The following is a 22,560-nucleotide window of genomic DNA, read 5'->3' on the forward strand; positions in this document are numbered from 1 at the left end:
TCCGAGCGATACAATCGAGCCTCGTTCTACGAAGAGCACACATCATGGCCCAAGCATCGAACTCCCGTATCAAGGTTGGTATCGTCGGCGGCACCGGTTACACCGGCGTCGAACTGCTGCGCTTGCTGTCGCAGCATCCCCATGTGGAATTGACCGCCATCACGTCCCGCAAGGAAGACGGGCTGCCCGTGGCCGACATGTACCCGAACCTGCGCGGCCGCGTGCGGATCGCCTTTTCCTCGCCGGAAAAGGCCACGCTGACCGACTGCGACGTGGTGTTCTTCGCCACGCCCCACGGCGTGGCCATGGCCCAGGCCCAGGAACTGATCGCCGCCGGCACCAAGGTCATCGACCTGGCCGCCGACTTTCGCCTGCAGGACGTGCCCACCTTCGAACGCTGGTACAAGATTCCCCACACCTGCCCGGACATCCTGGCCGAATCGCAGTACGGCCTGGTCGAGCTGAACCGCGAAGCCATCTCCAAGGCGCGCGTCATCGGCAACCCGGGTTGCTACCCGACCACCGTGCTGCTGGGCCTGGCCCCGCTGCTCGAAGGCGGCAAGCAACTGGTCGATGCGCAGACCCTGATCGCCGACTGCAAGTCGGGCGTGTCCGGCGCCGGCCGCAAGGCCGAGGTCGGCTCGCTGTTCTCCGAAGCCTCGGACAACTTCAAGGCCTACGGCGTGGCCGGCCACCGCCACCATCCCGAAATCGTCGCCCAGCTCGAGAAGATCGCCGGCGGCAAGGTCGGCCTGACCTTCGTGCCGCACCTGGTGCCGATGATCCGGGGCATGTACTCGACCCTCTACGCCCGCATCAAGCCCGAGGCGCGCGACACCGACTTCCAGGCCCTGTTCGAGCAGCGCTACGCCGACGAGCCGTTTGTCGACGTCATGCCGGCCGGCAGCCTGCCCGAGACGCGCTCGGTGCGCGCTTCCAACACCCTGCGCATCGCGCTATCGCGTCCGGGTGGCGGCGACCAGCTCATCATCATGGTGGTGCAGGACAATCTGGTGAAGGGCGCGGCCGGCCAGGCCGTGCAGAACATGAACCTGATGTTCGGCTTGCCCGAGACCGTCGGCCTGGATCAGGTCGCGATCCTGCCCTGACGTCGCGCCGGGCCGGCGGCAAGCCCGCCGGCCCGCTTTTCATGTCCAACGATTCCTCCGCGACCCCTCGAACCTCCCGCCCCGGCCTGCGGGTCGCCGCCGGCGTGCTGGTGGGGCTCCTGGCGGGCGGGGCGGCAGGGTATTACTACGCGCGCGGCGTCTACCAGCCGGTCGATGCGGTCGTGCTGAGCGCGGCGCAGGTCGAGACGCGCGACGAAGCCATGCGCCAGCAGGCGGTCCAGTTGCGCTACCTGCGCGGCCAGCTCGATACCGCCGACGGCGAACTGGTGATCGAGCGCTCGGCGCGTCAGGAACTCGAAACGCAGTTGCATGCCGCGCAGGCCGAAGTCGGCCGGGTGCGCGACCAGTTGGCGTTTTACGAGCAATTGCTGCCGCCGGGGCCGGAAGGCACCGTGGACATCCGTGGCGCCCAGATCGACCGCGAAGGCGGCGGGCTGCGCTACAAGGTGCTGCTGATGCGCAGCGGCCGCAACGGTGGCGCCCAGTTCGCCGGTACCTTGCGGTTCCAGGCCACCGGCACGCTCAAGGGCGAAACCGTCACCGTCGACCTTGCGCCGATGCAGGTCAAGGCGGAAAGCGGGCCGGTACCCGCCACCGGTGAAACCACGACAGCGGCGTCGCTGGCCTTGCAGTTCGACCAGTACCAGCGCAGCCAGGGCGTCCTGGCCCTGCCCGAGGGATTTGTCCCCGAAAGCGTCACCATCAGCATCCTGGAGGGCGATGTGGTCCGTGCCTCCCGCAGTGTCAAGCTTGAACTTTGAGTCCGGGCGGCGCCTGCGCTATAGTGACTACATGCGAGCGGCGCAGCCGCTCATCGGAATACGGCCCCAGCGGCCAGGAGTGAATCATGAATGCAGTGACCGAAACCGTCGACCTGCAGGCCGCCCCGCCTGCTCCCCTGGTGTTCACCGACTCGGCGGCCGCCAAGGTCAAGGACCTGCTGGCCGAGGAAGGCAATCCCGAGCTGAAGCTGCGCGTGTTCGTGCAGGGCGGCGGCTGTTCGGGTTTCCAGTACGGTTTCACCTTCGATGAAGTCGTCAACGAAGACGACACCGTGCTCGACAAGGCGGGCGTGCAACTGCTGGTCGACCCCATGAGCTTCCAGTACCTGGTCGGCGCCGAGATCGACTACAAGGAAGACCTCGAAGGCGCCCAGTTCGTCATCCGCAATCCCAACGCCAGCACCACCTGCGGCTGCGGTTCGTCGTTCTCGGTGTAAGCCGCGCTCGGCTTGATGCCGAGATGACGGCGCGGACCAAGCGTCCGGCCGATAAAAAAGCCCTTCGGTTTACCGAAGGGCTTTTTGCTGGGCGCGGGCCGCGTGTCAGGCGGGATATAGCGCGCCCAGGATACGCGGGCCGCGGGCGCCGGTGACGCTGGGCAGGCCGGCGGGTTGGCGCGCCAGGAAGGCCTGCGCCAGCCAGGCGAAGGCCAGCGCCTCGACCTGCTGCGCCGGGACGCCCAGGGCGTCGGTGGCATACACCGGGCGCTGCAGGCAGTAAGCCAATTCGCGCATCAGCCCCGGGTTGCAGGCGCCGCCGCCGCACACGTAGAGTTCGCGCACGTCGGCGCCGGCGGCGTCGATGGCGTTGGCGACGGTGCGCGCCGTCAGGCGCTGCAATGTCGCCTGCACATCCCGCGGCGTCGGCTTGGGGCCGTCATAGGCCGCCAGCCGGTCGTCCAACCAGCGCATGTTGAAGAGGTCGCGGCCGGTCGATTTGGGTGGCGGCAGCGCGAACCAGGGTTCGCTCGCGATCAGTTGTTCCAGCAGCGGCGCCAGCACCTGACCGCTCGCGGCCCAGCGGCCGTCGGCATCGTAGGGCAGGCCCAGGTGCCGCTGGCACCAGCCGTCCAGGAACACGTTGGCCGGACCGGTGTCGAAGCCGCGCGGCGCCTGGCCGGGCGCCAGCAGCGTGACGTTGGCGATGCCGCCCAGGTTGAGCACCGCGCGGCCTTGCGGCGCGCCGAACACGGCCGCGTGAAAGGGCGGCACCAGCGGCGCGCCCTGGCCGCCAGCGGCCACATCGCGGCTGCGGAAGTCGGCCACCACGTCGATACCGGTCAGCTCGGCCAGCAGGGCGGGCGCGTTCAATTGCAAGGTATAGCCGCTGTCGGGGCGGTGGCGCACCGTCTGGCCATGGGCGCCGATGGCGGCAATGTCCTGTGCCCGCAGGCCGGCGGCGGCCAGCAGGTCGGCGCTCACCTGCGCATACAGGCGGGCCAGTTCGTTGGCGGCGAGCGCGGCGCGGGCCAGCTCGTCGTCGCCGGCCTGGTTCAGCGCCAGGAATTCGGTGCGCAGCGCCGCTGGCATCGGCAGGCTGGCGCTGGCCAGCACCTGCGGCGGCTGGCCGTCGCGCAGGCGCGCGAGGACGCCGTCGACGCCGTCCACGCTGGTGCCGGACATCAGGCCGATGAAGTGCTGGGGTACGGTCATGTCGGGGCTGCCTGGAAAAAAAAGCGGCCCGGCATCGAGATGCGCGGGCCGCCTTGCGGGTGCGTCATGCAGGTCCGCCTCAGCGGCTGGCCACGTTGGTCAGCGCGTCGGGCAGGGTCTGCTGGAATTCGGTGAGCAGCTGGATCTGCTGCTTGTACGGCGCCACGGCCTGGTTGAAGGCGCGGATCTCGGCGGGCTCCAGGGCGCGGGCGACGGGCAGGTCGACCGACAGCGGGTCGATCGGCTGGTTGTCGACGCGGAACTCGTAGTGCAGGTGCGGACCGGTGGCCCAGCCGGTGGCGCCGACGTAGCCGATCAGTTGGCCCTGCGAGATCTTGCTGCCCTTGGTGATGCCTTCGGCGATGCGGCTCTGGTGAGCGTACAGCGTCGAGTACTTGCCGTGGTGCTTGATGATGACCACGTTGCCGTAGCCGTTCTGCCAGCCCGAGAACTCCACCGTGCCGTCGGCCGTGGAGTGGATCGGCGTGCCCGAGGGCGCGGCGTAGTCCACGCCCTTGTGGCCGGTCCAGGTCTTGTGGATCGGATGCATGCGCATGCCGAACGTCGAGCTGATGCGGCTGAACTTCAGGGCGGTGCGCAGGAACGCGCCGCGCAGGCTGGTGCCGTCGAAGTCGTAGTACGAGCCGGTCTTGTTGTTGTCGGCGCTGAACCAGACGGCGGAGTAGGTCTTGCCGCCGTTGATGAACTCCAGGGCCAGCACGCGGCCGGCGCCGGCGTAGCGGCCGTCGTGCGAGCGCACTTCGTAGACCACGCGGAACTGGTCGCCCTGGCGCAGATCGCGCAGGAAGTCGATCTTGGCGCTGAGGATGTCGGCCATCTGCATGGTGACCGAATCCGGGATGCCGGCGGCATCGGTGGCGCCGAACAGCGAGGAGCGGATGGTGCCCACGGCGACGCGGGTCTGGCGATCGGTGCTCTCGGTGATTTCCTCGGCCTTGTAGCCGTTGTCGGTGCGCGCCACGTGCAGCATGCGGGTGACGACCTGGCCGTCAGCCTCGTTGCCGGGGGTGTGGATGTAGCGCAGCCAGATCAGGTTGCCTTCCGCGTCGGTCGCGGCCTGCACCGAACGACCCGGGTACAGCTTGTAGATGCTGCGCGCGCTGGCGTCGTGGGTGAGGAAGGTCTGCAGATCCGGGGAATCGAGTTCCAGGCGCTGCAGCACGGCGGCCAGCGTGTCGCCCGCGCGGATGCGGGTTTCGCTGATGTAGGGCGCGGCGCTGGGCGTGCTGACTTCGACCTGTTCGGTGGTCAGCGGCAGGATGCTCTGGATGACGCGGGTGGGGGGGATTTCGCTGCGGTCGGGTTGCTGCACCATGCCCAAGGCGGCGGCGCCGGCAAACAGACCCATGGCGGTGACGAGGAGAGTGCGACGGAGAAGTCCCGAGCGATGGGGCTTGGGTTCGACGGGCGCAAACACGGCAGCAACTTTGCGCTTGATGCTACTCGCCAGGTCGTGGAGGCCACGATTCATCGTGAAGATACCCTCTCAGGTGGCATGAGCTCGCAGGGTGCGTGACACGAACGGCCCCCGCGCGCCACGTTTTCCGGGGCAAGGGCTGGCGCGGGGCGCATCTTGTGAACAACGGGTGGTAACCGGACGCGCAACTGCGTATATATGACAGTTGCGTATGATTAGGGCGGTATCCTAGCTGATTCGGCTAGAATTTTCGATAGTTTTCGTCACTTTTTACACCTTTTTATCGGCTGAAGCCGTCGCGGCCCCCCTAAAAATGTCACCTTCAGAAGCCCCCATCACCCCCGAAGTCGAAGCCGATCTGCGTATTGCCAAGCGCGGATGCGATGAGCTGCTGGTCGAGTCCGAATTCGCCCGCAAGCTGGCCCGCAGCCGCGCCACCGGCGTGCCGCTGCGGATCAAGCTGGGGCTGGACCCGACCGCGCCGGACATCCATCTGGGGCACACCGTGGTGCTCAACAAGATGCGCCAGTTGCAGGACCTGGGCCACGAGGTCATCTTCCTGATCGGCGACTTCACCTCGACCATCGGCGATCCCAGCGGCCGCAACAGCACCCGCCCGCCGCTGACGCGCGAGCAGATCGAGGCCAACGCCAAGACCTACTATGCGCAGGCCAGCCTGGTGCTGGATCCGGCCCGCACCGAGATCCGTTACAACTCCGAGTGGTGCGACCCGCTGGGCGCGCGCGGCATGATCCAGCTGGCGTCGCGCTATACCGTGGCGCGCATGATGGAACGCGAGGATTTCACCAAGCGCTTCAAGGGCGGCATCCCGATTTCGGTGCACGAATTCCTGTACCCGCTGATGCAGGGTTACGACTCGGTGGCGCTGAAGTCCGATCTGGAGCTGGGGGGCACCGATCAGAAGTTCAACCTGCTGGTCGGCCGCGAGCTGCAGAAGGAGTATGGCCAGGAGCCGCAGTGCATCCTGACGATGCCGCTGCTGGTCGGCACCGACGGCGTCGAGAAGATGTCCAAGTCCAAGGGCAACTACATCGGCATTTCGGAGTCGCCCGATTCGATGTTCGGCAAGCTGATGTCGATTTCCGACACGCTGATGTGGCGCTACTTCGAGCTGCTGTCGTTCCGCTCGCTGGAAGACATCGCCGCGCTGCGCCAGGAGATCGACGGCGGCCGCAATCCGCGCGACGCCAAGGTCATGCTGGCCCAGGAAATCATTGCGCGTTTCCACTCGGCCAAGGCGGCCGACGACGCGCTGGCCGCGTTCGAGGCGCGTTTCCGCGACGGCGCGATTCCGGAAGACATGCCCGAAGTCAGCATCGGCGGCGCGCCGGTCGGCATCCTCAAGCTGCTGCGCGAGGCGGGGCTGGTGGCATCGGGTTCCGAAGCCCAGCGCAACGTCGAGCAGGGCGGGGTGCGGGTCAATGGCGACCGGGTCGAAGACAAATCGTTGCAACTGCCTGCCGGGACTTACGTCGTCCAGGTGGGCAAGCGCAAGTTCGCGCGTGTTAAGTTGAACCCATAATCGCGAAGATTTTGATACGCTGGAGGGACGTTCAAGGCTGGAATGCCTTCGCAGCACTTCAAGGAGCACGACATGAAACTTTCGAGTTTGTCTTTTTCCGATCACGAGTCGATTCCGGAGCGCTACGCCTTCGGCAAGATCGATGCGCAATCGCACGTCGCGCTGGCTGACAACTACAACCCGCAGTTTTCCTGGGACGACGTCCCGGCGGGCACGCAGTCGTTCGCCTTGATCTGCCACGATCCGGACGTTCCCTCCAAGCCCGACGACGTCAACCAGGAGGGACGCGAAGTCCCCGCCGACCTGCCGCGCGTGGATTTCTTCCACTGGGTGCTGGTCGACCTGGCGGCCGACATGCGCGAAATCGACGAAGGCGCCTTTTCCAGCGGCATCACGCCGCGCGGCAAGGGCGGCCCGCTGGCGCCGCTGGATGCCCGCCAGGGCATCAACTCGTACTCGTCCTGGTTCGCCAACGACCACGACATGAGCGGCGACTATTTCGGCTATGACGGCCCGTGCCCGCCCTGGAACGACGCGCTGGTGCACCGTTACGTGTTCACCTTGTACGCGCTGGACGTGCGCACGTTGAACTTGCAAGGGGCATTCACGGGCGAGGACGCGTTGCGGGCCATCCAGAAGCACGTGCTGGCGCAGGCGTCGCTGACGGGCACCTATACGCTCAACCCGAAGCTGGCGCCCAAGCAGATCGGGGCGACCTCGGCGTCCTGATTGCCGCGATCAGCAAAAAGGGCCGCATTCGATGCGGCCCTTTTTTATTTCCGACATATCCGTCGGATGCGCCGCGCCCTCAGGCGCCTGCGCGCTTCAGGCGCAACAGCGCCACGCCGAAGGCCATGAATACCGAACCCACGGCCCGGTTGATCCAGCGCACCGCGCGCGGCTGCTGGAACAGTCGGCGGGCGCGGCGCGCCAGCAGGCCGTAGGCCAGCAGTGACGGCAGCGACAGGCCCATGAAGATGCCCGTCAGGATGAAGAACTGTGGCAGCAGCGGTTCGGCCGCGTTCAGGAACTGCGGGAACAGCGCGGTGAAGAACAGGATGGGCTTGGGATTCAGGCCGGCCACGAAGGTCGCTTCGAGATACAGCGCCAGCGCGCCGCGCGGCGGGCGGCCGGCGCTGTCGGGCGGCGGCGCGGCCACGCTGCTGCGGCCCAGCAGATGGCGCAGGCCCAGGTAGATCAGGTAGGCGGCGCCGGCGATCTTGAGCGCGGCGAACAGCAGGGCGGACGATTGCAGCACCACGCCCAGGCCCAGCATGGCGGCGGCGGACAAGAGGAACAGGCCGGTGACATTGCCCAGCGACGAGGGCAGCACCGCGCGCAGGCCGCCGGCGGCGCCGTTGCGCATGGCCAGGATGCTGGCGGGGCCGGGGGTGACGACGCTGACGGCGGCGACCAGGGTGTACGCGATCAAAGTCTGGGTTTGCATGAAAGTTTCTCAAGTCGGGTTGAGCGCGTTTTCCAGCCATGGACGAATGCCCGAATTTTCGCGCCCTTGGCGGGAATTTTGCCGCCATTCGGGGCATTTTGGCGACAGGGGAAGCGGCGGTACGCGGTAAACTATTCGTCATTATCCGGGTTTACCCACCCGGGCGCAGTTTCCTCCTCTCTTACCGCCTCAGGAACCCCCCGTCATGTTTGACCGCAACCTCACCCTCTCCAAGGCTGACCCGGACGTCTGGGCCGCCATCCAGAAGGAAGACGTTCGCCAGGAACAGCACATCGAGCTGATCGCTTCGGAGAACTATGCCAGCCCGGCCGTCATGGAAGCCCAGGGCACGCAGCTCACGAACAAGTACGCCGAAGGCTACCCGGGCAAGCGCTACTACGGCGGTTGCGAATACGTCGACGTGGTCGAGCAACTGGCCATCGACCGCCTGAAGCAGATCTTCGGCGCCGAAGCCGCCAACGTGCAGCCCAACTCGGGTTCGCAAGCCAACCAGGGCGTGTACATGGCCGTCCTGAAGCCGGGCGACACCGTGCTGGGCATGAGCCTGGCCGAAGGCGGCCACCTGACGCACGGCGCCTCGGTCAACGCCTCGGGCAAGCTGTACAACTTCATCTCGTACGGCCTGGACGAAAACGAAGTCCTGAACTACGCCCAGGTCGAGCAGCTGGCCAAGGAACACAAGCCCAAGCTGATCGTCGCCGGCGCCTCGGCCTACGCCCTGCACATCGACTTCGAGCGCATGGCCCGCATCGCCCACGACAACGGCGCGCTGTTCATGGTCGACATCGCCCACTACGCCGGCCTGGTGGCCGGCGGCGCCTACCCCAACCCGGTGCCGCACGCCGACTTCGTCACCTCGACCACGCACAAGTCGCTGCGCGGCCCGCGCGGCGGCGTCATCATGATGAAGGCCGAGTTCGAAAAGGCCGTCAATTCGGCCATCTTCCCCGGCATCCAGGGCGGTCCGCTGATGCACGTCATCGCCGGCAAGGCGGTGGCTTTCAAGGAAGCGCTGGAACCCGAATTCAAGACCTACGCGCAGCAAGTGGTCAAGAACGCCAAGGTTCTGGCCGACACGCTGGTCAAGCGCGGCCTGCGCATCGTCTCGGGCCGCACCGAAAGCCACGTCATGCTGGTGGACCTGCGCTCCAAGGGCATCACGGGCAAGGAAGCCGAAGCCGTGCTGGGCCAGGCCCACATCACGGTCAACAAGAACGCCATCCCGAACGATCCGGAAAAGCCTTTCGTGACCAGCGGCATCCGCCTGGGCACGCCGGCCATGACCACCCGCGGCTTCACCGAAGCCGAGGCCGAGCTGACCGCCAACCTGATCGCCGACGTGCTGGACAACCCGCGCGACGAAGCCAACATCGCCGCCGTGCGCGCCAAGGTCAACGAACTGACCTCGCGCCTGCCGGTGTACGGCAAGAAGTGATGCGACGGCGGATCTTTTCCGCCCGTGGCTGACAAGGACGGCTCCGCAAGGGGCCGTCCTTTTGTTTTCAGGCCAATGGCGCTTGCGCGCCGGCGGTCATCGTGGCAAAAATAATAGGGACGAATTTGTCATAGTCGACGCGGACAGACTGTCGCATCGTTACAATATCGGCGAATTATTGCTTTCCGTGTTTTCAGGGATCACACATGCGGTGTCCATTTTGCGGCAACTCCGAAACGCAGGTCGTCGACAGCCGTGTCTCGGAAGAGGGCGACGCGATCCGCCGCCGGCGCCGTTGCCAGTCCTGTGACAAGCGCTTCACCACTTACGAGCGGGTGGAGCTGGCGCTGCCTTCCGTGGTCAAGCGCAACGGCAGCCGCAGCGACTACGATCCCGCCAAGCTGCGCGCCAGCCTGAGCCTGGCGCTGCGCAAGCGTCCGGTCAGCACCGAGGACGTGGACGCCGCCGTGGCCCGCATCGAGGAACAACTGTTGGCCAGCGGCCTGCGCGAAGTGGCCTCCGGGCATATCGGCGAGCTGGTCATGAACGAGCTGCGCAAGCTCGACAAAGTGGCCTACGTGCGCTTCGCCTCGGTCTACAAGAGCTTCGAGGACATCGGCGAGTTCGTCGAGGCGATCCGCGAGATGCAGGGGCCGGTGTTGCCCGGCAAGCTGCGCAAGGAGTGATGCCGTCGCGCGGGTCGGCCTATCGCAGCCCGGCTTGTCGCAGCCCGGCCCGACGCGGCCCGGTCTGACGCGGCCGGCCCTGGCGCGGCCTGATCCGCAGGCGGCCGCGGTGGCGCTACCGGCGGCTTGCCGCCCGGCGCGCTATGGCGCCACCGTTCGCGCCATGCTGGGCGTCTGTGGCTGGAACCGGCGCCACACGCGGCGCAGGTGTTGAGCCGAGCCGAAGCCCGATTTCTCCGCCACCAACTCCAGGTTCAAGCGCGTTTCGCGCAGCATGTCGCGCGCCAGCGCCACGCGTATCTGATACAGGTAGTCCATGGGCGTGCAGCCGGCGTGTTCGCGGAACAGCCGCGTCAGGTGGCGCGGGCTGGTGTGGGCCTGTTCGGCCAGCGACTGTGCCGACCACGGCGCCGCCGGGTTGCGCACCACCGCGTCCTGCACGCGGTGCACGCCCGGATGCATGTGGTTGCGGTGTTCCAGCCAGGGCGACAGCGCCGAGTCGGTGCCGGCGCGGCGCTGATACACCACCATGTCGCGCGCCACTTCGCTGGCCACGCGCGGGCCGCAATGGCGCGACACCATGTGTAGCGCCAGGTCGATGCCGGCGGTGATGCCGGCGCTGCTGACCAGATTGCCGTCTTCCACGAAGATGCGGTTGTCGTGCAGCCGGGCGCTGGGATCCAGGTCGGCCAGTTGCGCCAGGCAGCTATGGTGGGTGGTGCATTCGCGTTGGCGCGTCAGGCCTGCCGCCGCGGCGAACAGGGCGCCGGCGCAGACCGTCATCAGCGTGAAGCCGTCGGCCGGATGGCGAGCCGCCAGCCAGTCGATGATGACGCGGGCCTCGGGCTCATCCAGGCGGATGTGCTTGCCGACCACGCCGGACACGATCACCAGCGCCTCGGGCGGCAGTTTCTCGGGCAGCGGCTGGATCCGGGCCAGGTGCAGCCCGGGAATGCCGCTTTCGATTTCGGTGGACGGACCGCAGAAATGCTGGGCGAAGGCGTCCGGGCACAGCTTGTTGGCGACCCGGAACGCCTCGGCCGGCCCGGCCACGTCGAGCAGCACGATTCCCCGGGGCAGGACGAAGTGCACGGGAATCATGGCCATGCCGTCCTATTGCGCGTCGGCGAAGACGTCGGCGGCGCGGGCGATGCGGGCGAAGCGGCCCTGCAGCACCAGTTCGGTGGCGTCGCGGATCTCGGCCGGCGTGTAGTGCTTGCCGGACGGGCTCTGCATCGCGAAGGTCAGTGTGGCGTCGGTCGGGAACACCACCTTGAAGCCGTCGTCGCTGGCGTGGCGGGTGGTGGTCTCGCAGCACTGCTCGGTGCGGATGCCGCTGACGATGACGCCTTCGATGCCGTGCTCGCGCAGCCAGTCCCGCAGCGTGGCGCCGTCGGCGTCCTTAGCGTAGAGCGAGGAATGCACGGTCTTGTGGAACACGGCGTCGGGGGCGATGCGCAGTTCCTTGAGCGTCTTGACGTGGCCGGAGGCCAGCGAGAACGGGTTGGCCGGATCGTTGGCGGCGCTGATGTGGAACACCTGCAGCACCGGGATGTCGCGGGCGCGGGCGGCATCGATCAGGCCCTGCAGTTGCGACACGAATGCCGGATATTCCGACTCATCCCAAAACGGACGCTGGCGGAAGGAATCCTGGACGTCGATGACGATCAGTGCTTGTTTCATGGCGGCGGGCTCCGTGCCTTGGAATTTCAGGGGTGTGTGGCGTATTGTGGTCCCGCTCCGGCACCCGGGCGAGACCGTCCCGAGACCAGCATCGGCCCAAAACGGACATGGCTTCAGGGCCGCTGGCATGATCATAGCGCGCCGGCCCGGGACGGCGGGCGCGGCGTGCCGGCGATCCGCCGCGGACATACAATCCCTGCATGATGAAGAACCCCAGCGAATCCGACGACCTGTCCTGGATGCGGCGCGCCCTGGCCCTGGCGCAGACCGTCATGTACTCGACCGCGCCCAACCCCCGGGTGGGCTGCGTCATCGTGCGCGACGGCCGGGTGCTGGGCGAAGGCGCGACCCAGCCGCCCGGCGGCCCGCACGCGGAAGTCTGCGCCCTGCGCGATGCCCAGGCGCGCGGCGAATCGGTGGGGGGGGCCACCGTCTATGTCACGCTGGAGCCGTGCAGCCATTTCGGCCGCACGCCGCCGTGCGTCGACGCGCTGCTGGCGGCCGCGCCGGCGCGCGTGGTGGTGGCGATCGGCGATCCCAATCCGCTGGTCAACGGCAAGGGGCTGGCGCGGCTGCGCGAGGCCGGCATCGCCGTCACCACGGGCATTTGCCGCGAAGAGGCGCTGGCCCTGAATGCCGGTTTCATCTCGCGCATGAGCCGCGGGTTGCCCTGGACCTGGCTCAAGATGGCGACGTCGCTGGACGGCCGCAGCGCGTTGCACAACGGCCTGTCGCAATGGATCACCGGGCCCGAGGCGCGCGCCGACGGCCATCACTGGCGCGCCCGTAGTTGCGTGGTGCTGACCGGCATCGGCACCGTGCTCAAGGATGATCCGCAACTGACCGTACGCAGCGTCCAGACGCCGCGCCAGCCGCGCCGGGCGGTGGTCGACGGCCGCTTCGAGATTCCCGAGGACGCGCGGCTGTTCGACGGCGGCGAGGTCATCGTGTTCACGGCCCGCGCCGACGCCGCCAAGCAGGCGCGGCTGGAGGCCCGCAACGTGCGGGTGGTGGCGCTGCCCGACGAGACGCCCGACCGGGTCGACCTGCCGGCCATGATGCGCTGGCTGGCCGCGCAGCAGTTCAACGAAGTCCACGTCGAAGCGGGGGCCGGCCTGAGCGGCGCGTTGGTCGCGGCCGGCTGCATCGACGAGCTGCTTATCTATATGGCGCCGATGCTGCTGGGCGACGCCGCGGGCCTGGTCAAGCTGCCTTTGCTGGAACGGCTGGACGCGGCTCCGCGCTACGAGTTCATCGAAGCCGAGCGGGTGGCGGCCGACCTGCGTGTGCGGGCGCGGGTGCCCGAGCATTGGCGCGGGCTGCTGCGCAGGGTCGAACTGCCCGCCGCCGGGTAGCCCTTGGGAGCATCGATATTCAAAGGCCGTCCTGGCGCCGCTTGCCGCCTCCGGTCGGCGTGCCATTGCGCCAGGCCCACAGCCCGGCGCCGAGCGCCGCCAGCGCCAGCAGGCCGCCGGCGAGCAGGATGCCCGGATGCTGTTGGCGCGCGCGCTCCCAGGCCTTCCACGCCTGGATGTAGTGAAAGCGCGCGGCCGACTGGAAGTCCGGCTCCGGACATTCGCGGCCGAAGGTGGCGCTGAAGGGCACCTGGGCGCCCTGGTCGACATAGCGCAGGTACAGGGCGGTGGCCCGTTCCGGCGTGTCGTCGATGACGTAACGGGCGCCTCGGCACAGCACCGCCGCGAACGCCTGCGAGCGGGTCGGCAGTTCGTCGGCGGCTTTCATCGCGTAGTCGGCGGCGATCTGGCGATAGTGGTAGCGCACGTTGGGCCGGGCCTCGCTGGCCGCATAGCGAGCGCGTTCCTCCTGGGTGACGAAGGGGCCGGGCAGGTCGGCCTCGGCCCGCTGTTGCGGCGTTTCCATCGGCATGCCGGCATCGGCACGGGACTCGCGCCACCAGGGGTTGGCATCGCGGCCGGCGCCGGCGGAATAGTTGCCTTCATAGACGGCGTAGTCCGGTCCCTGCTCATAACCCATGATGCGCATGCCGTCGCGGCGTGCCAGCGTGGCGGCGTTGTACCAGGCTTCGGCGCGAGCAGTGCGGCCCCAGGCGTTGCCGGCGGCCTGCAGCGCGTCGCCGTATTGCGCGGCGCGCTGGCGGACATTGGATTCCTGGATCTTCCAGTTGCCGTTGTCGTAGTCGAGCGAGGCGAAGCGCGGGTCGGAATCCGCGGGGAGGTAGGGCAGGGCCTCGGCCACCCGGTTCTCCCGCACCAGCCGCCGCGCTAGCAGCTGGCGCAGGCGGTCGTGCACGGGCGGCTGGTTCAGCCGGCTCCATTCGTAGAACTGGTCGGTCGTGTAGCGGCTGAAACCCGGCGGCCGCGATGGCGCGGGCGGGGGCGCCGGCAGCCGGTCGACATAGGCCTTGAGCTCATCGGTCGTCAGCACGCGTTCGGCCACGTAGGCCGCGTCGTTCCAATAGGGCGAGAGCGGCCAGCCTTCTTCCGGCGGCGGGGCGCCATCGCCGGCCGCCGCGGCCCGGTACAACTGGTCCAGGGCTTCGACGTATTGGCCGCGCGACAGCGACAGCACGCCCTGTTCGCCTTTGAGCAGGGCGCCCGCTTCCGCCTCGACGCTGCCGTCGCCGCGCGGGAACGCGGCCACCGCGCGGGCGTAGGCCTGGGCGGCGAGCGTGTTGTCACCGCGACGGATCGCCAGCTTGGCGCGCACCCACCAGGCCAGCGCCGTGTCGAGCCGGTCGGCCAGACCTTGCGCCAGGTCGTAACGACCGACACGGTAGGCCAGCGCCGCGACCCGGTCGGCGTCGGCGATGCGTTGCGGATCCCGGGCCTGCAGCGCGGCCACCAGCGATTGCAGCGCGGGGTTGGGCGTGACATTGGGCGTGCCGTCGGCGGCATCGGCCAGGCTCAGGCGGCCGGTGGCCTCGAAGTTGGCGAAGGGATCGCGCGCGCTGTCGGGCTTGCCGTCGACGATGTCGCCGATGCGGGCCAGGCCGTACGCCACCAGCAGGCGCTGGCTGACCGGATCGTCGATCAGGCGGAGGGCGCGCGCCGGCGCGGCCAGCGCCCAGTCGGCCATCAGGCGCAACGATTCGCGGCCGCTGACCGACTCGCGCGCGGCCTGGGCGGCGTACAGGCGCACGGCCCGCTGCAGGTCGGCCGGCGCGATCGCATCCATGCAGGGCGAGGCGTTGAACAGGTCTTCGTAGGCGCATTGGCCCAGGCTGCCGGACAACGACAGGCGCGCTTCCTGGCCGTAGCTGGCGACGGCCAGGCCCAGGGGGTCGGGCGCGCCTTGCCGCGCCAGTTCGCGCACCCGGGCATAGGCCTGCGCCGGGTGATCCGTCGCCGGCGTGGTTCCGATGTCCCCGATTTCGGCCAGCAGATAGGCCGCCCAGACGCTGCGGGTCGCGGCCTGCTCCGCTGGCAGCGCCAGGATGGCCAGCAGGCGCTGGCGCGCGCGTTCCAGGCGCGGTTCGTCCGGCGCCTGGGCGGCGCTGCGGTAGTCCACCGCGGCGGCGGCATAGAGGCGCGCGGCTTCCGGCAGGCCGTCGCCGGCAGCATAGGCCTGGTCGCCGTCGGGACGGGCGCGCATCGCCCGCGCCTGTTCCCGTTGCGCCGGCGTCAACGTCGCGTCGAACGCCTCAGGGATGGCGTCGGAGCGGTACGTGCCGTCCGGTAGCAGCGGTGATTCGTTGGCCCGCAACGCGTCGGTGGCCGGCAGCAGCCGCGCCGCCTCGTACGCGAACGAGTTGGCGGGCGTGCCCTGCAGCGTGCCGGCGCGGTCGTCCAGCAACTGCGGCGGGAAGTCCGGGCCGCAGGCGATGACGATGCCGGCGCCGGCGGCGCAGGCCAGCACCAGCGCGGCGACAAGCGATTTACGGTTGTACATGGAAGCTCGGGGTTGTGGCGTCACAGCGGATCCATCCAATGGCGCGTTCGGCGCCGGCGCGCAGCAGGCCGTCCCGCGCGCGGCGAAGATAGCTGCCGTCGCGGTCGTATTCAAGGGTGTAGCCGTTGATGCCGTCGGCGGCGTCGCAGGCGGCGTCCAGCCTGACGATGAAGGGCAGCGGCGTGTCGGCGTTGCCACGATTGGCCAGCATCACGTTGCGCGCGCCGTCCGCCCCGGCCGGATCGGCCGCGACCGCCAGCGCCGGCGCCAGGGGCTGGCGCGCCAGCACCGCGCGCCAGGTCGACAGGCTCCAGGCGCGGGCATCGGCCTGGGTTGGCAGGCGGAACCAGACAATGCCCGCCAGCCCCGCGGGCGGTTCGCGGTCCAGCACGCTGACGAAGGCCGCGAGGGTTTCGGGCGCGGCCAGCAGCTCGGCTGAACGGCCGCCGGGCAGCAAGGCGGGCCGTTCGCTTTCAACGGCGGCGATCCGGCCGTTTTCGTCCCAGGAGACGCGGCTGCCGTATGCCGGCAGCGCTACCCGCCACGGTTTGCCGGTGCGGCGGGCATAGGCATCGATCCAGGCGCGAGCCCGCGTGGCGTCGAACAACAACCCTTGCGCGGGGTTCAGCACGGCGTGGACCTGCAGCACGGTTTCGTCCGGCACCGCCAGCAGGTCGGCCAGCGCGGGGCTGTCTAGCCAGGTGGGCAGCGCGGTGATCGACAGCGGCAGGTCCGCGGGCAGCCATGTCTTCAGTTTGGCAAGCAGCGCGGCATAGGCCGGCAATCGCGCGGTGGCGCAGTCGTAGTCGATTTCCAGGCCGGCCACGCGGATGCCGGCGCCGCGCCACGCGGCAAGCGTGGCGGCGATGCGCGCGGCGATGTCGGCCTCGCGCAGATCGCCGACGCGACCGTCCAGCCGCAGCACCGGCACGACCGGGCGCGCGGTCGCGGCCAGCGCGGCCAGATCGGGCGCCGCGTCGACCCAGGCGCCGTCGGCGCGCAGTTCCGCCGCCAGCACCCGCCACGAGCGCAGCACGTCCGCGCTGTCGCGCAGCGCATGCGCCAAGGCCGGCGTCCAGCGCCGTTGCCAGACATAGGCATCGTTGGGCAAAGGAGGCGTGGCGCGTTCGCAGGCCGCCAGCAGCAGGGCGCAGAGCGGCAGCGCGCAAAGTGCCGCGAGGCGCCGGCCGCGCCTGGCCACGCGAGTGATGCGCGACCCCTGCATGATCAGGCGCGGGCGTGGCGACATGGGTAGGCGGGACAGCGTTTGAATAAAGGCGTGGGACGCGGGTTCGACGAATGCGTGATTCTATCCTTGACGGCGCAATGGGTATTAGCACTCGACCTGCCCGGCTGCCAATTGATCGCGCGATAGCGCATGGCGATCGCGGGGATAGCGTTTGCCGGCGCGGCTTGCGGCGGGATCGCAGCAAGTTTGGGAACGATTTTCGCGACACGGGCTAAGGGTTGTCGATGGTGTTTTTTTACCCTGTAGCCCCAAATGAATTGCCACAAAACCGTCAATTGGGCTTAAGCTAGGCCATGACTTGGCGCTACGCGCGCATGGCTTGCACCACGACCCGCCACGCGCCCTCGTCACCACGGATTCCAGTATCGCGTACCGGCGCTTTCACACACCGGATCGATACTTGCTGAACGCAGTCGCTGTCGCGCCGTTCAGACCGTTCGCTGCCATCGCATAGCGAACGCACCGGACTTGCGTCCGGATCATAAGAATCCACCGGGATATCGCTCATCCCTTCAAATCATTGCTGACCATTTCATGCATGGACGCATCCCGTGCGCGTTCTACAGCAATATGCTGAAGGCGAACGAGTGAACTTATTCACGTTGGTTGCAATCCCTGACGGAACTTGTGTCCGAAGGGCGCAGCCTAAACGGAAAGGGCCCGATCGTGCTCATGGTTGATGTGTGGCGAAAGCAACATACGACCGTGCCGAAATTGCTAATAGCGAGATTGACTAGTCACGCTGAAGCACTGAGGCACACAATGGGGACACGTAGGGACGTCATGGCTTTTTCGCGTGTTGTAGGAGGTTTCCGTGCAAAACATCGTCGAAGGCTTCAAGTCGCAGTATGCAAGAGAACAGGAGTCAGAGCTCTCTCTCGAGGAGTATCTGGATCTCGCCCGACGCGACCCGATGGCGTACGCCAGCCCCGCTGAGCGCATGCTGGCGGCGATTGGCGAACCTGAAATCGTGGATACGCGCAACGACCCACGTCTTTCCCGTTTGTTTTCCAACCGGACCATCCGGCGCTATCCAGCGTTCCAGGAGTTCTACGGCATGGAGGACGTCATCGGGCAGATCGTGGCGTTCTTCAAGCACGCCGCGCAGGGACTGGAAGAGCGCAAGCAAATCCTCTATCTGCTGGGGCCGGTCGGCGGCGGCAAGTCGTCCATCGCCGAACGCCTCAAGGTGCTGATGGAGAGCTTCCCCATCTACGCGCTCAAGGGCTCGCCGGTGAACGAGTCGCCGCTTGGCCTGTTCCACCCGGAACGCTTCGGCGACACGCTCGAAAAGGAATACGGCATTCCGCGCCGCTACCTCACAGGCATCATGTCGCCGTGGGCGGTCAAGCGGCTGAAGGAGTTCGACGGCGACATCTCGCAATTCCGCGTGGTGCGCCTGAACCCGTCGGTGCTGCGCCAGGTAGCGATCGCCAAGACCGAACCGGGCGACGAGAACAATCAGGACATCTCGTCGCTGGTCGGCAAGGTCGACATCCGCAAGCTCGATCGCCATTCGCAGGACGACCCGGACGCCTACAGCTATTCCGGCGGCCTGTGCCTGGCCAACCAGGGCCTGCTCGAGTTCGTTGAAATGTTCAAGGCGCCGATCAAGATGCTGCATCCGCTCTTGACGGCGACCCAGGAAGGCAACTTCAAGGGCACCGAGGGTTTCTCGGCGATCCCGTTCAACGGTTGCATCCTGGCGCACTCGAACGAGTCGGAATGGCAGACCTTCCGCAACAACAAGCACAACGAGGCGTTCCTCGACCGTATCTATATCGTCAAGGTGCCTTACTGCCTGCAGGTCTCGGAAGAAGTCCGCATCTACGAGAAGCTGCTGCATCACAGCTCGCTGTCGACGGCGCCGTGCGCGCCGGGAACGCTGGACATGATGGCGCAGTTCTCGGTGCTGACCCGGCTGAAGGAGCCGGAGAATTCCAGCATCTACTCGAAGCTGCGCGTCTATGACGGCGAAAGCCTGAAGGACGTCGATCCGAAGGCCAAGGCGTTGCAGGAGTACAAGGACTACGCCGGCACCGACGAGGGCATGAACGGGGTCTCGACACGCTTCGCGTACAAGATCCTGTCCAGCGTCTTCAACTACGACCAGACCGAGGTGGCGGCCAATCCGGTGCACCTGATGTACGTGCTCGAGCAGCGCATCGGGCGCGAGGACTATCCGGAGGAAATCCGCCGGCGCTACCTGGAGTTCATCAAGGGCTTCCTGGCGCCGCGCTACGCCGAGTTTATCGGCAAGGAGATCCAGACCGCGTATCTGGAATCGTATTCGGAGTATGGCCAGAACATTTTCGACCGCTACGTCACGTTCGCCGACTGCTGGATCCAGGACGAGGAATTCCGCGACCCGGAAACCGGCGAGAGCTTCGACCGCAGCGCCCTGAACGACGAACTGGAGAAGATCGAGAAGCCGGCCGGCATCGCCAATCCGAAGGACTTCCGCAATGAGATCGTGAACTTCGTGCTGCGGGCGCGCGCCAACAACAACGGCCGCAACCCGACCTGGACCAGCTATGAAAAGCTGCGCGAAGTGATCGAGAAGAAGATGTTCTCGAATACGGAGGACCTGCTGCCGGTGATCTCGTTCAACGCCAAGGCGTCGGCCGAGGACAAGTCCAAGCACCAGAGCTTCGTGGATCGGATGGTGGAGAAAGGCTACACGGAAAAGCAGGTCAGGCTGCTGTGCGAGTGGTATCTCCGTGTGAGGAAGTCTTCCTGAGCGAGGTGAATCATGAATTCACTGATCGATCGCCGTCTTAACGGGCGCAACAAGAGCGCCGTTAACCGGGAGCGCTTTCTGCGGCGTTACAAGGACCAGATCCGCAAGGCGGTCCACGGGATGATCCGCGACCGCTCGATCCAGGACATGGATCAGGGCGGCGAGATCAACCTGCCCGCCCGCGATATTTCCGAGCCGACCTTCCGGCACGGCGCGGGCGGCGACCGGGAAATGGTGCATCCGGGCAATCGCGAGTTCGCCAAGGGCGACACGTTCGACCGGCCTCAGGGGGGAGAAGGCCAGGGCGGCTCCGAGCCCGGCGAGGGCGAGGCGGTCGATCAGTTCACCTTCAGCCTGTCGCGGGCCGAATTCCTCAACCTGTTCTTCGAAGACCTGGAACTGCCTCACCTGGCGCGCACCCAGCTGGGCGAGGTCAGCCAGAAGAAATGGCAACGCGCCGGCTATACCACTACCGGCTCGCCCAGCATGCTCAGCATCAGCCGCACGCTGAAGTCGTCGCTGGCGCGGCGGGTGGCGCTGAGCGTGAAGGCGCGCGCCGACCTGGAAGACGCGGAAGAACGCCTGGCCAAGGCCAAGGCGGCGGGCGCGCCCGCCGACCAGATCAAGGCCCTGGAGCAGGATGTCGAGGACTGCCGCGAGCGCCTGGCGCGCGTGCCGTTCCTGGACGATCTGGACCTGCGCTACCGCAACCGCGTGTCGGTCGCGATCCCGATGGCGCGCGCGGTCATGTTCTGCCTGATGGACGTGTCCGGCTCGATGGACGAGGGCAAGAAGGACCTGGCCAAGCGTTTCTTCACGCTGCTATACCTGTTCCTGTCGCGCAAGTACGAGCACGTCGACCTGGTCTTCATCCGCCATACCGACAATGCCGAGGAAGTGGACGAGCAGACCTTCTTCTACGATCCCAAGAGCGGCGGCACCATCGTGCTGTCGGCGCTGGAGCTGATGCGCGAGATCGTCGAGAAGCGCTATCCGCCCACGGCCTGGAACGTGTATGCGGCGCAGGCCAGCGACGGCGACTCGTTCGGCGCCGACGCGGGCAAGAGCGCGCGCTTTTTGGCCGAGCACCTGCTGCCGGCCACGCGCTACTTCGCCTATATCGAGGTGCCCGACTCGCAGGAGGCGCGCAAGAGCAGCCTGTGGGCGGAATATGAACAGAAGCTGGCGCCGCATTTCGTGATGCGGCGGATTTGCGATCGCGGGGAAATCTATCCCGTGTTCCATGACCTGTTCAAGAAGGAAACCGTATGAATGCCATCCTGGGCGCACTGGTGGAGCCGGAATCGGCCGACAGCCCCCGGCCGTTGTCGCAAGGTTCCGAATGGACGTTCGAACTGATCCAGTCCTATGACGACGCGATCTCGCAGGTCGCGCGCGAGTACGGGCTGGACACCTATCCGAACCAGATCGAGGTCATCACCTCGGAGCAGATGCTGGACGCGTACGCGTCGGCGGGCCTGCCCATCGGCTATCCGCACTGGTCGTACGGCAAGGAGTTCATCCGCAACGAGCAGTACTACCGGCGCGGCATGCAGGGCCTGGCCTACGAGATCGTGATCAACTCCAACCCTTGCATCGCATATCTCATGGAAGAGAACTCCATGACGATGCAGGCGCTGGTGATCGCGCACGCCTGCTACGGCCATAACTCGTTCTTCAAGGGCAACTACCTGTTCCGCCAGTGGACCGACGCCGACGGCGTGCTGGACTACCTGGTGTTCGCCCGCAAGTACGTGATGGACTGCGAGGACCGCTACGGCATCGACGCGGTGGAGGCGCTGCTGGATTCCTGCCACGCGCTGTCGCACCATGGCGTGGACCGCTACAAGCGGCCGACGCCGATCTCGTACAAGGAAGAGGCCGCGCGCCAGGCCGAGCGCCAGGAGCACGCGCGGTTGCAATACAACGACCTGTGGCGCACGCTGCCGCGGCTGGAGGCCGACAAGGACGAGCGGGTCGCCGCGTCGGTGTTCCCGCCCGAGCCGGAAGAGAACCTGCTGTACTTCATCGAGAAGTATTCGCCCAAGCTGGCGCCGTGGCAGAAGGAACTGGTGCGCATTGTGCGCAAGGTGGCCCAGTACTTCTATCCGCAGACCCAGACCAAGGTGATGAACGAAGGCTGGGCCACGTTCTGGCACTACACCATCCTGAACCGGCTGCACGAGAAGGGACTGGTCAACGACGGCTTCATGATGGAGTTCCTGCAGAGCCACACCAACGTGGTCAGCCAGCGCGGCTTCGACGAACGCGGCTACGGCGGCATCAACCCGTACGCGCTGGGCTTCGCGATGATGTCGGATATCCGCCGCATCTGCGAAAAGCCCACCGACGAGGATCGCCGCTGGTTCCCGGACATCGCGGGAGGCGATTGGCTGAAGACGCTGGACTTCGCCATGCGCAACTTCAAGGACGAGTCCTTCATCTCGCAGTACCTGTCGCCGCGCCTGATCCGCGAGTTCCGCTTCTTCGCGATCTCGGACCACCAGGCCAATCCCAAGCTGGAGGTCGCCGCGATCCACGACGACGAGGGTTACCGCGACATCCGCCGCCTGCTGGCCGCGCAGCACAACCGCGACAATCTGGTGCCGGACATCCAGGTGGTCCGCTTCAACCGCGACACCGACCGTTCGCTGGTGCTGCGGCACCTGAAGAGCCGCGGCCGGCCGCTCGCGGCCGAGGACGCGGAGCAGGTGATGAAGCATCTGGCGCGGCTGTGGGGCTTCCGGGTGCGGCTGGAGGAGACCGAACCCGACGGCACCGTCAGTTCGTACCGCGAGCAGGATCCGCCCAACGCTTGAGCGGCCAAGGGCTGCCCCGGGCAACTGCGTCCGGGACAGTCGCCACCGGGTGCGCACGGGCGCCC

The 22,560-nt window shown here is 67.1% G+C and carries 18 protein-coding genes; 11 read left to right on the top strand and 7 right to left on the bottom strand.

Translation table 11 applies throughout. The features are described from left to right. Nucleotides 1–44: 44 nt before the first annotated feature. The 3 genes from argC (at nucleotide 45) to erpA (ending at nucleotide 2,349) form a co-directional block, all read left to right on the top strand. Complete coding sequence (gene argC, locus AruCF_RS02420) at nucleotides 45–1,109, top strand: N-acetyl-gamma-glutamyl-phosphate reductase (RefSeq protein ID WP_049071174.1); 1,065 nt, start codon at nucleotides 45–47, stop codon at nucleotides 1,107–1,109. A 41-nt stretch (nucleotides 1,110–1,150) separates the two neighbouring features. Further along, a complete protein-coding gene (locus AruCF_RS02425) occupies nucleotides 1,151–1,891 on the top strand; it encodes a DUF6776 family protein (protein WP_049071175.1) in 741 nt (246 codons plus the stop codon). Nucleotides 1,892–1,977: 86 nt separating this feature from the next. Then, complete coding sequence (gene erpA / locus AruCF_RS02430) at nucleotides 1,978–2,349, top strand: iron-sulfur cluster insertion protein ErpA (protein ID WP_006388644.1); 372 nt, start codon at nucleotides 1,978–1,980, stop codon at nucleotides 2,347–2,349. 105 nt (nucleotides 2,350–2,454) lie between these two features. Here erpA and AruCF_RS02435 read toward each other — a convergent pair whose 3' ends face one another. Together AruCF_RS02435 and AruCF_RS02440 are read right to left on the bottom strand one after the other, a co-directional pair. Further along, nucleotides 2,455–3,564 carry an anhydro-N-acetylmuramic acid kinase gene (locus AruCF_RS02435; RefSeq protein ID WP_049071176.1) on the bottom strand — a complete coding sequence of 370 codons (1,110 nt, stop codon included), beginning with the start codon at nucleotides 3,562–3,564 and terminating at the stop codon, nucleotides 2,455–2,457. Between the two features lie 79 nt (nucleotides 3,565–3,643). Further along, nucleotides 3,644–5,056 carry a M23 family metallopeptidase gene (locus AruCF_RS02440; protein ID WP_049071177.1) on the bottom strand — a complete coding sequence of 471 codons (1,413 nt, stop codon included), beginning with the start codon at nucleotides 5,054–5,056 and terminating at the stop codon, nucleotides 3,644–3,646. Nucleotides 5,057–5,315: 259 nt separating this feature from the next. On the opposite strand from AruCF_RS02440, the gene tyrS reads away from it, so the two are divergent. Both tyrS and AruCF_RS02450 read left to right on the top strand, forming a co-directional pair. After that, complete coding sequence (gene tyrS / locus AruCF_RS02445; RefSeq protein WP_049071178.1) at nucleotides 5,316–6,545, top strand: tyrosine--tRNA ligase; 1,230 nt, start codon at nucleotides 5,316–5,318, stop codon at nucleotides 6,543–6,545. A gap of 72 nt (nucleotides 6,546–6,617) precedes the next feature. Beyond that, a complete protein-coding gene (locus tag AruCF_RS02450) occupies nucleotides 6,618–7,274 on the top strand; it encodes a YbhB/YbcL family Raf kinase inhibitor-like protein (protein ID WP_049077430.1) in 657 nt (218 codons plus the stop codon). Between the two features lie 79 nt (nucleotides 7,275–7,353). Here the strand turns inward: AruCF_RS02450 and AruCF_RS02455 are convergent, their stop codons facing one another. After that, a complete protein-coding gene (locus tag AruCF_RS02455) occupies nucleotides 7,354–7,992 on the bottom strand; it encodes a LysE family translocator (RefSeq protein ID WP_049071179.1) in 639 nt (212 codons plus the stop codon). A gap of 205 nt (nucleotides 7,993–8,197) precedes the next feature. On the opposite strand from AruCF_RS02455, the gene glyA reads away from it, so the two are divergent. Then, the gene (gene glyA / locus AruCF_RS02460) at nucleotides 8,198–9,448 is read left to right on the top strand and encodes a serine hydroxymethyltransferase (RefSeq protein WP_049071180.1); all 1,251 of its coding nucleotides are present in this window, start codon (nucleotides 8,198–8,200) and stop codon (nucleotides 9,446–9,448) included. A 206-nt stretch (nucleotides 9,449–9,654) separates the two neighbouring features. Further along, nucleotides 9,655–10,134, top strand: coding sequence for a transcriptional regulator NrdR (nrdR, locus tag AruCF_RS02465; protein WP_006392798.1), 480 nt, complete (start codon nucleotides 9,655–9,657; stop codon nucleotides 10,132–10,134). A 141-nt stretch (nucleotides 10,135–10,275) separates the two neighbouring features. On the opposite strand, the gene AruCF_RS02470 is transcribed toward nrdR, so the two are convergent. Continuing rightward, entirely contained in the window at nucleotides 10,276–11,235 is a 960-nt protein-coding gene (locus AruCF_RS02470; RefSeq protein ID WP_144419194.1) for a GlxA family transcriptional regulator, read from the bottom strand. Between the two features lie 12 nt (nucleotides 11,236–11,247). Further along, nucleotides 11,248–11,817, bottom strand: a complete 570-nt coding sequence (locus AruCF_RS02475) for a cysteine hydrolase family protein (protein ID WP_049071182.1) — start codon at nucleotides 11,815–11,817, stop codon at nucleotides 11,248–11,250. A gap of 239 nt (nucleotides 11,818–12,056) precedes the next feature. On the opposite strand from AruCF_RS02475, the gene ribD reads away from it, so the two are divergent. Beyond that, nucleotides 12,057–13,172: a bifunctional diaminohydroxyphosphoribosylaminopyrimidine deaminase/5-amino-6-(5-phosphoribosylamino)uracil reductase RibD gene (gene ribD / locus AruCF_RS02480; protein ID WP_144419195.1), complete on the top strand. Its 1,116-nt coding sequence runs from the start codon at nucleotides 12,057–12,059 to the stop codon at nucleotides 13,170–13,172. A 19-nt stretch (nucleotides 13,173–13,191) separates the two neighbouring features. Here ribD and AruCF_RS02485 read toward each other — a convergent pair whose 3' ends face one another. Both AruCF_RS02485 and AruCF_RS02490 read right to left on the bottom strand, forming a co-directional pair. Further along, nucleotides 13,192–15,687 (bottom strand): hypothetical protein, encoded by a 2,496-nt coding sequence (locus AruCF_RS02485; RefSeq protein WP_049071183.1) that lies wholly within the window; start codon nucleotides 15,685–15,687, stop codon nucleotides 13,192–13,194. Further along, entirely contained in the window at nucleotides 15,674–16,936 is a 1,263-nt protein-coding gene (locus AruCF_RS02490) for a DUF3142 domain-containing protein (protein WP_235432732.1), read from the bottom strand. Before AruCF_RS02490 ends, AruCF_RS02485 begins: the two co-directional genes overlap by 14 nt. Nucleotides 16,937–17,759: 823 nt before the next feature. Between AruCF_RS02490 and AruCF_RS02495 the strand changes: the two genes are divergently transcribed. From AruCF_RS02495 to AruCF_RS02505, 3 genes are read left to right on the top strand one after another with little or no spacing between them, the layout of a single operon-like run. Then, nucleotides 17,760–19,676, top strand: a complete 1,917-nt coding sequence (locus AruCF_RS02495; RefSeq protein WP_369816849.1) for a PrkA family serine protein kinase — start codon at nucleotides 17,760–17,762, stop codon at nucleotides 19,674–19,676. Between the two features lie 12 nt (nucleotides 19,677–19,688). Further along, nucleotides 19,689–20,948, top strand: coding sequence for a YeaH/YhbH family protein (locus tag AruCF_RS02500; RefSeq protein WP_049071185.1), 1,260 nt, complete (start codon nucleotides 19,689–19,691; stop codon nucleotides 20,946–20,948). Continuing rightward, on the top strand, nucleotides 20,945–22,495 hold the full coding sequence (locus AruCF_RS02505; RefSeq protein ID WP_049071186.1) for a SpoVR family protein: 1,551 nt from the start codon (nucleotides 20,945–20,947) through the stop codon (nucleotides 22,493–22,495). The genes AruCF_RS02500 and AruCF_RS02505 overlap by 4 nt, the downstream gene beginning before the upstream one ends. Nucleotides 22,496–22,560 lie beyond the last annotated feature (65 nt).

This window comes from Achromobacter ruhlandii (assembly GCF_002082135.1).
Lineage (GTDB): Bacteria > Pseudomonadota > Gammaproteobacteria > Burkholderiales > Burkholderiaceae_B > Achromobacter > Achromobacter ruhlandii.

Bases quoted from the DNA above. Each gene is read 5' to 3' on its own strand.
- argC (WP_049071174.1), top strand. From the start codon at position 45: ATGGCCCAAGCATCGAACTCCCGTATCAAGGTTGGTATCGTCGGCGGC.
- AruCF_RS02425 (WP_049071175.1), top strand. From the start codon at position 1,151: ATGTCCAACGATTCCTCCGCGACCCCTCGAACCTCCCGCCCCGGCCTG.
- erpA (WP_006388644.1), top strand. From the start codon at position 1,978: ATGAATGCAGTGACCGAAACCGTCGACCTGCAGGCCGCCCCGCCTGCT.
- AruCF_RS02435 (WP_049071176.1), bottom strand. From the start codon at position 3,564: ATGACCGTACCCCAGCACTTCATCGGCCTGATGTCCGGCACCAGCGTG.
- AruCF_RS02440 (WP_049071177.1), bottom strand. From the start codon at position 5,056: ATGAATCGTGGCCTCCACGACCTGGCGAGTAGCATCAAGCGCAAAGTT.
- tyrS (WP_049071178.1), top strand. From the start codon at position 5,316: ATGTCACCTTCAGAAGCCCCCATCACCCCCGAAGTCGAAGCCGATCTG.
- AruCF_RS02450 (WP_049077430.1), top strand. From the start codon at position 6,618: ATGAAACTTTCGAGTTTGTCTTTTTCCGATCACGAGTCGATTCCGGAG.
- AruCF_RS02455 (WP_049071179.1), bottom strand. From the start codon at position 7,992: ATGCAAACCCAGACTTTGATCGCGTACACCCTGGTCGCCGCCGTCAGC.
- glyA (WP_049071180.1), top strand. From the start codon at position 8,198: ATGTTTGACCGCAACCTCACCCTCTCCAAGGCTGACCCGGACGTCTGG.
- nrdR (WP_006392798.1), top strand. From the start codon at position 9,655: ATGCGGTGTCCATTTTGCGGCAACTCCGAAACGCAGGTCGTCGACAGC.
- AruCF_RS02470 (WP_144419194.1), bottom strand. From the start codon at position 11,235: ATGATTCCCGTGCACTTCGTCCTGCCCCGGGGAATCGTGCTGCTCGAC.
- AruCF_RS02475 (WP_049071182.1), bottom strand. From the start codon at position 11,817: ATGAAACAAGCACTGATCGTCATCGACGTCCAGGATTCCTTCCGCCAG.
- ribD (WP_144419195.1), top strand. From the start codon at position 12,057: ATGCGGCGCGCCCTGGCCCTGGCGCAGACCGTCATGTACTCGACCGCG.
- AruCF_RS02485 (WP_049071183.1), bottom strand. From the start codon at position 15,687: ATGTACAACCGTAAATCGCTTGTCGCCGCGCTGGTGCTGGCCTGCGCC.
- AruCF_RS02490 (WP_235432732.1), bottom strand. From the start codon at position 16,936: ATGTCGCCACGCCCGCGCCTGATCATGCAGGGGTCGCGCATCACTCGC.
- AruCF_RS02500 (WP_049071185.1), top strand. From the start codon at position 19,689: ATGAATTCACTGATCGATCGCCGTCTTAACGGGCGCAACAAGAGCGCC.
- AruCF_RS02505 (WP_049071186.1), top strand. From the start codon at position 20,945: ATGAATGCCATCCTGGGCGCACTGGTGGAGCCGGAATCGGCCGACAGC.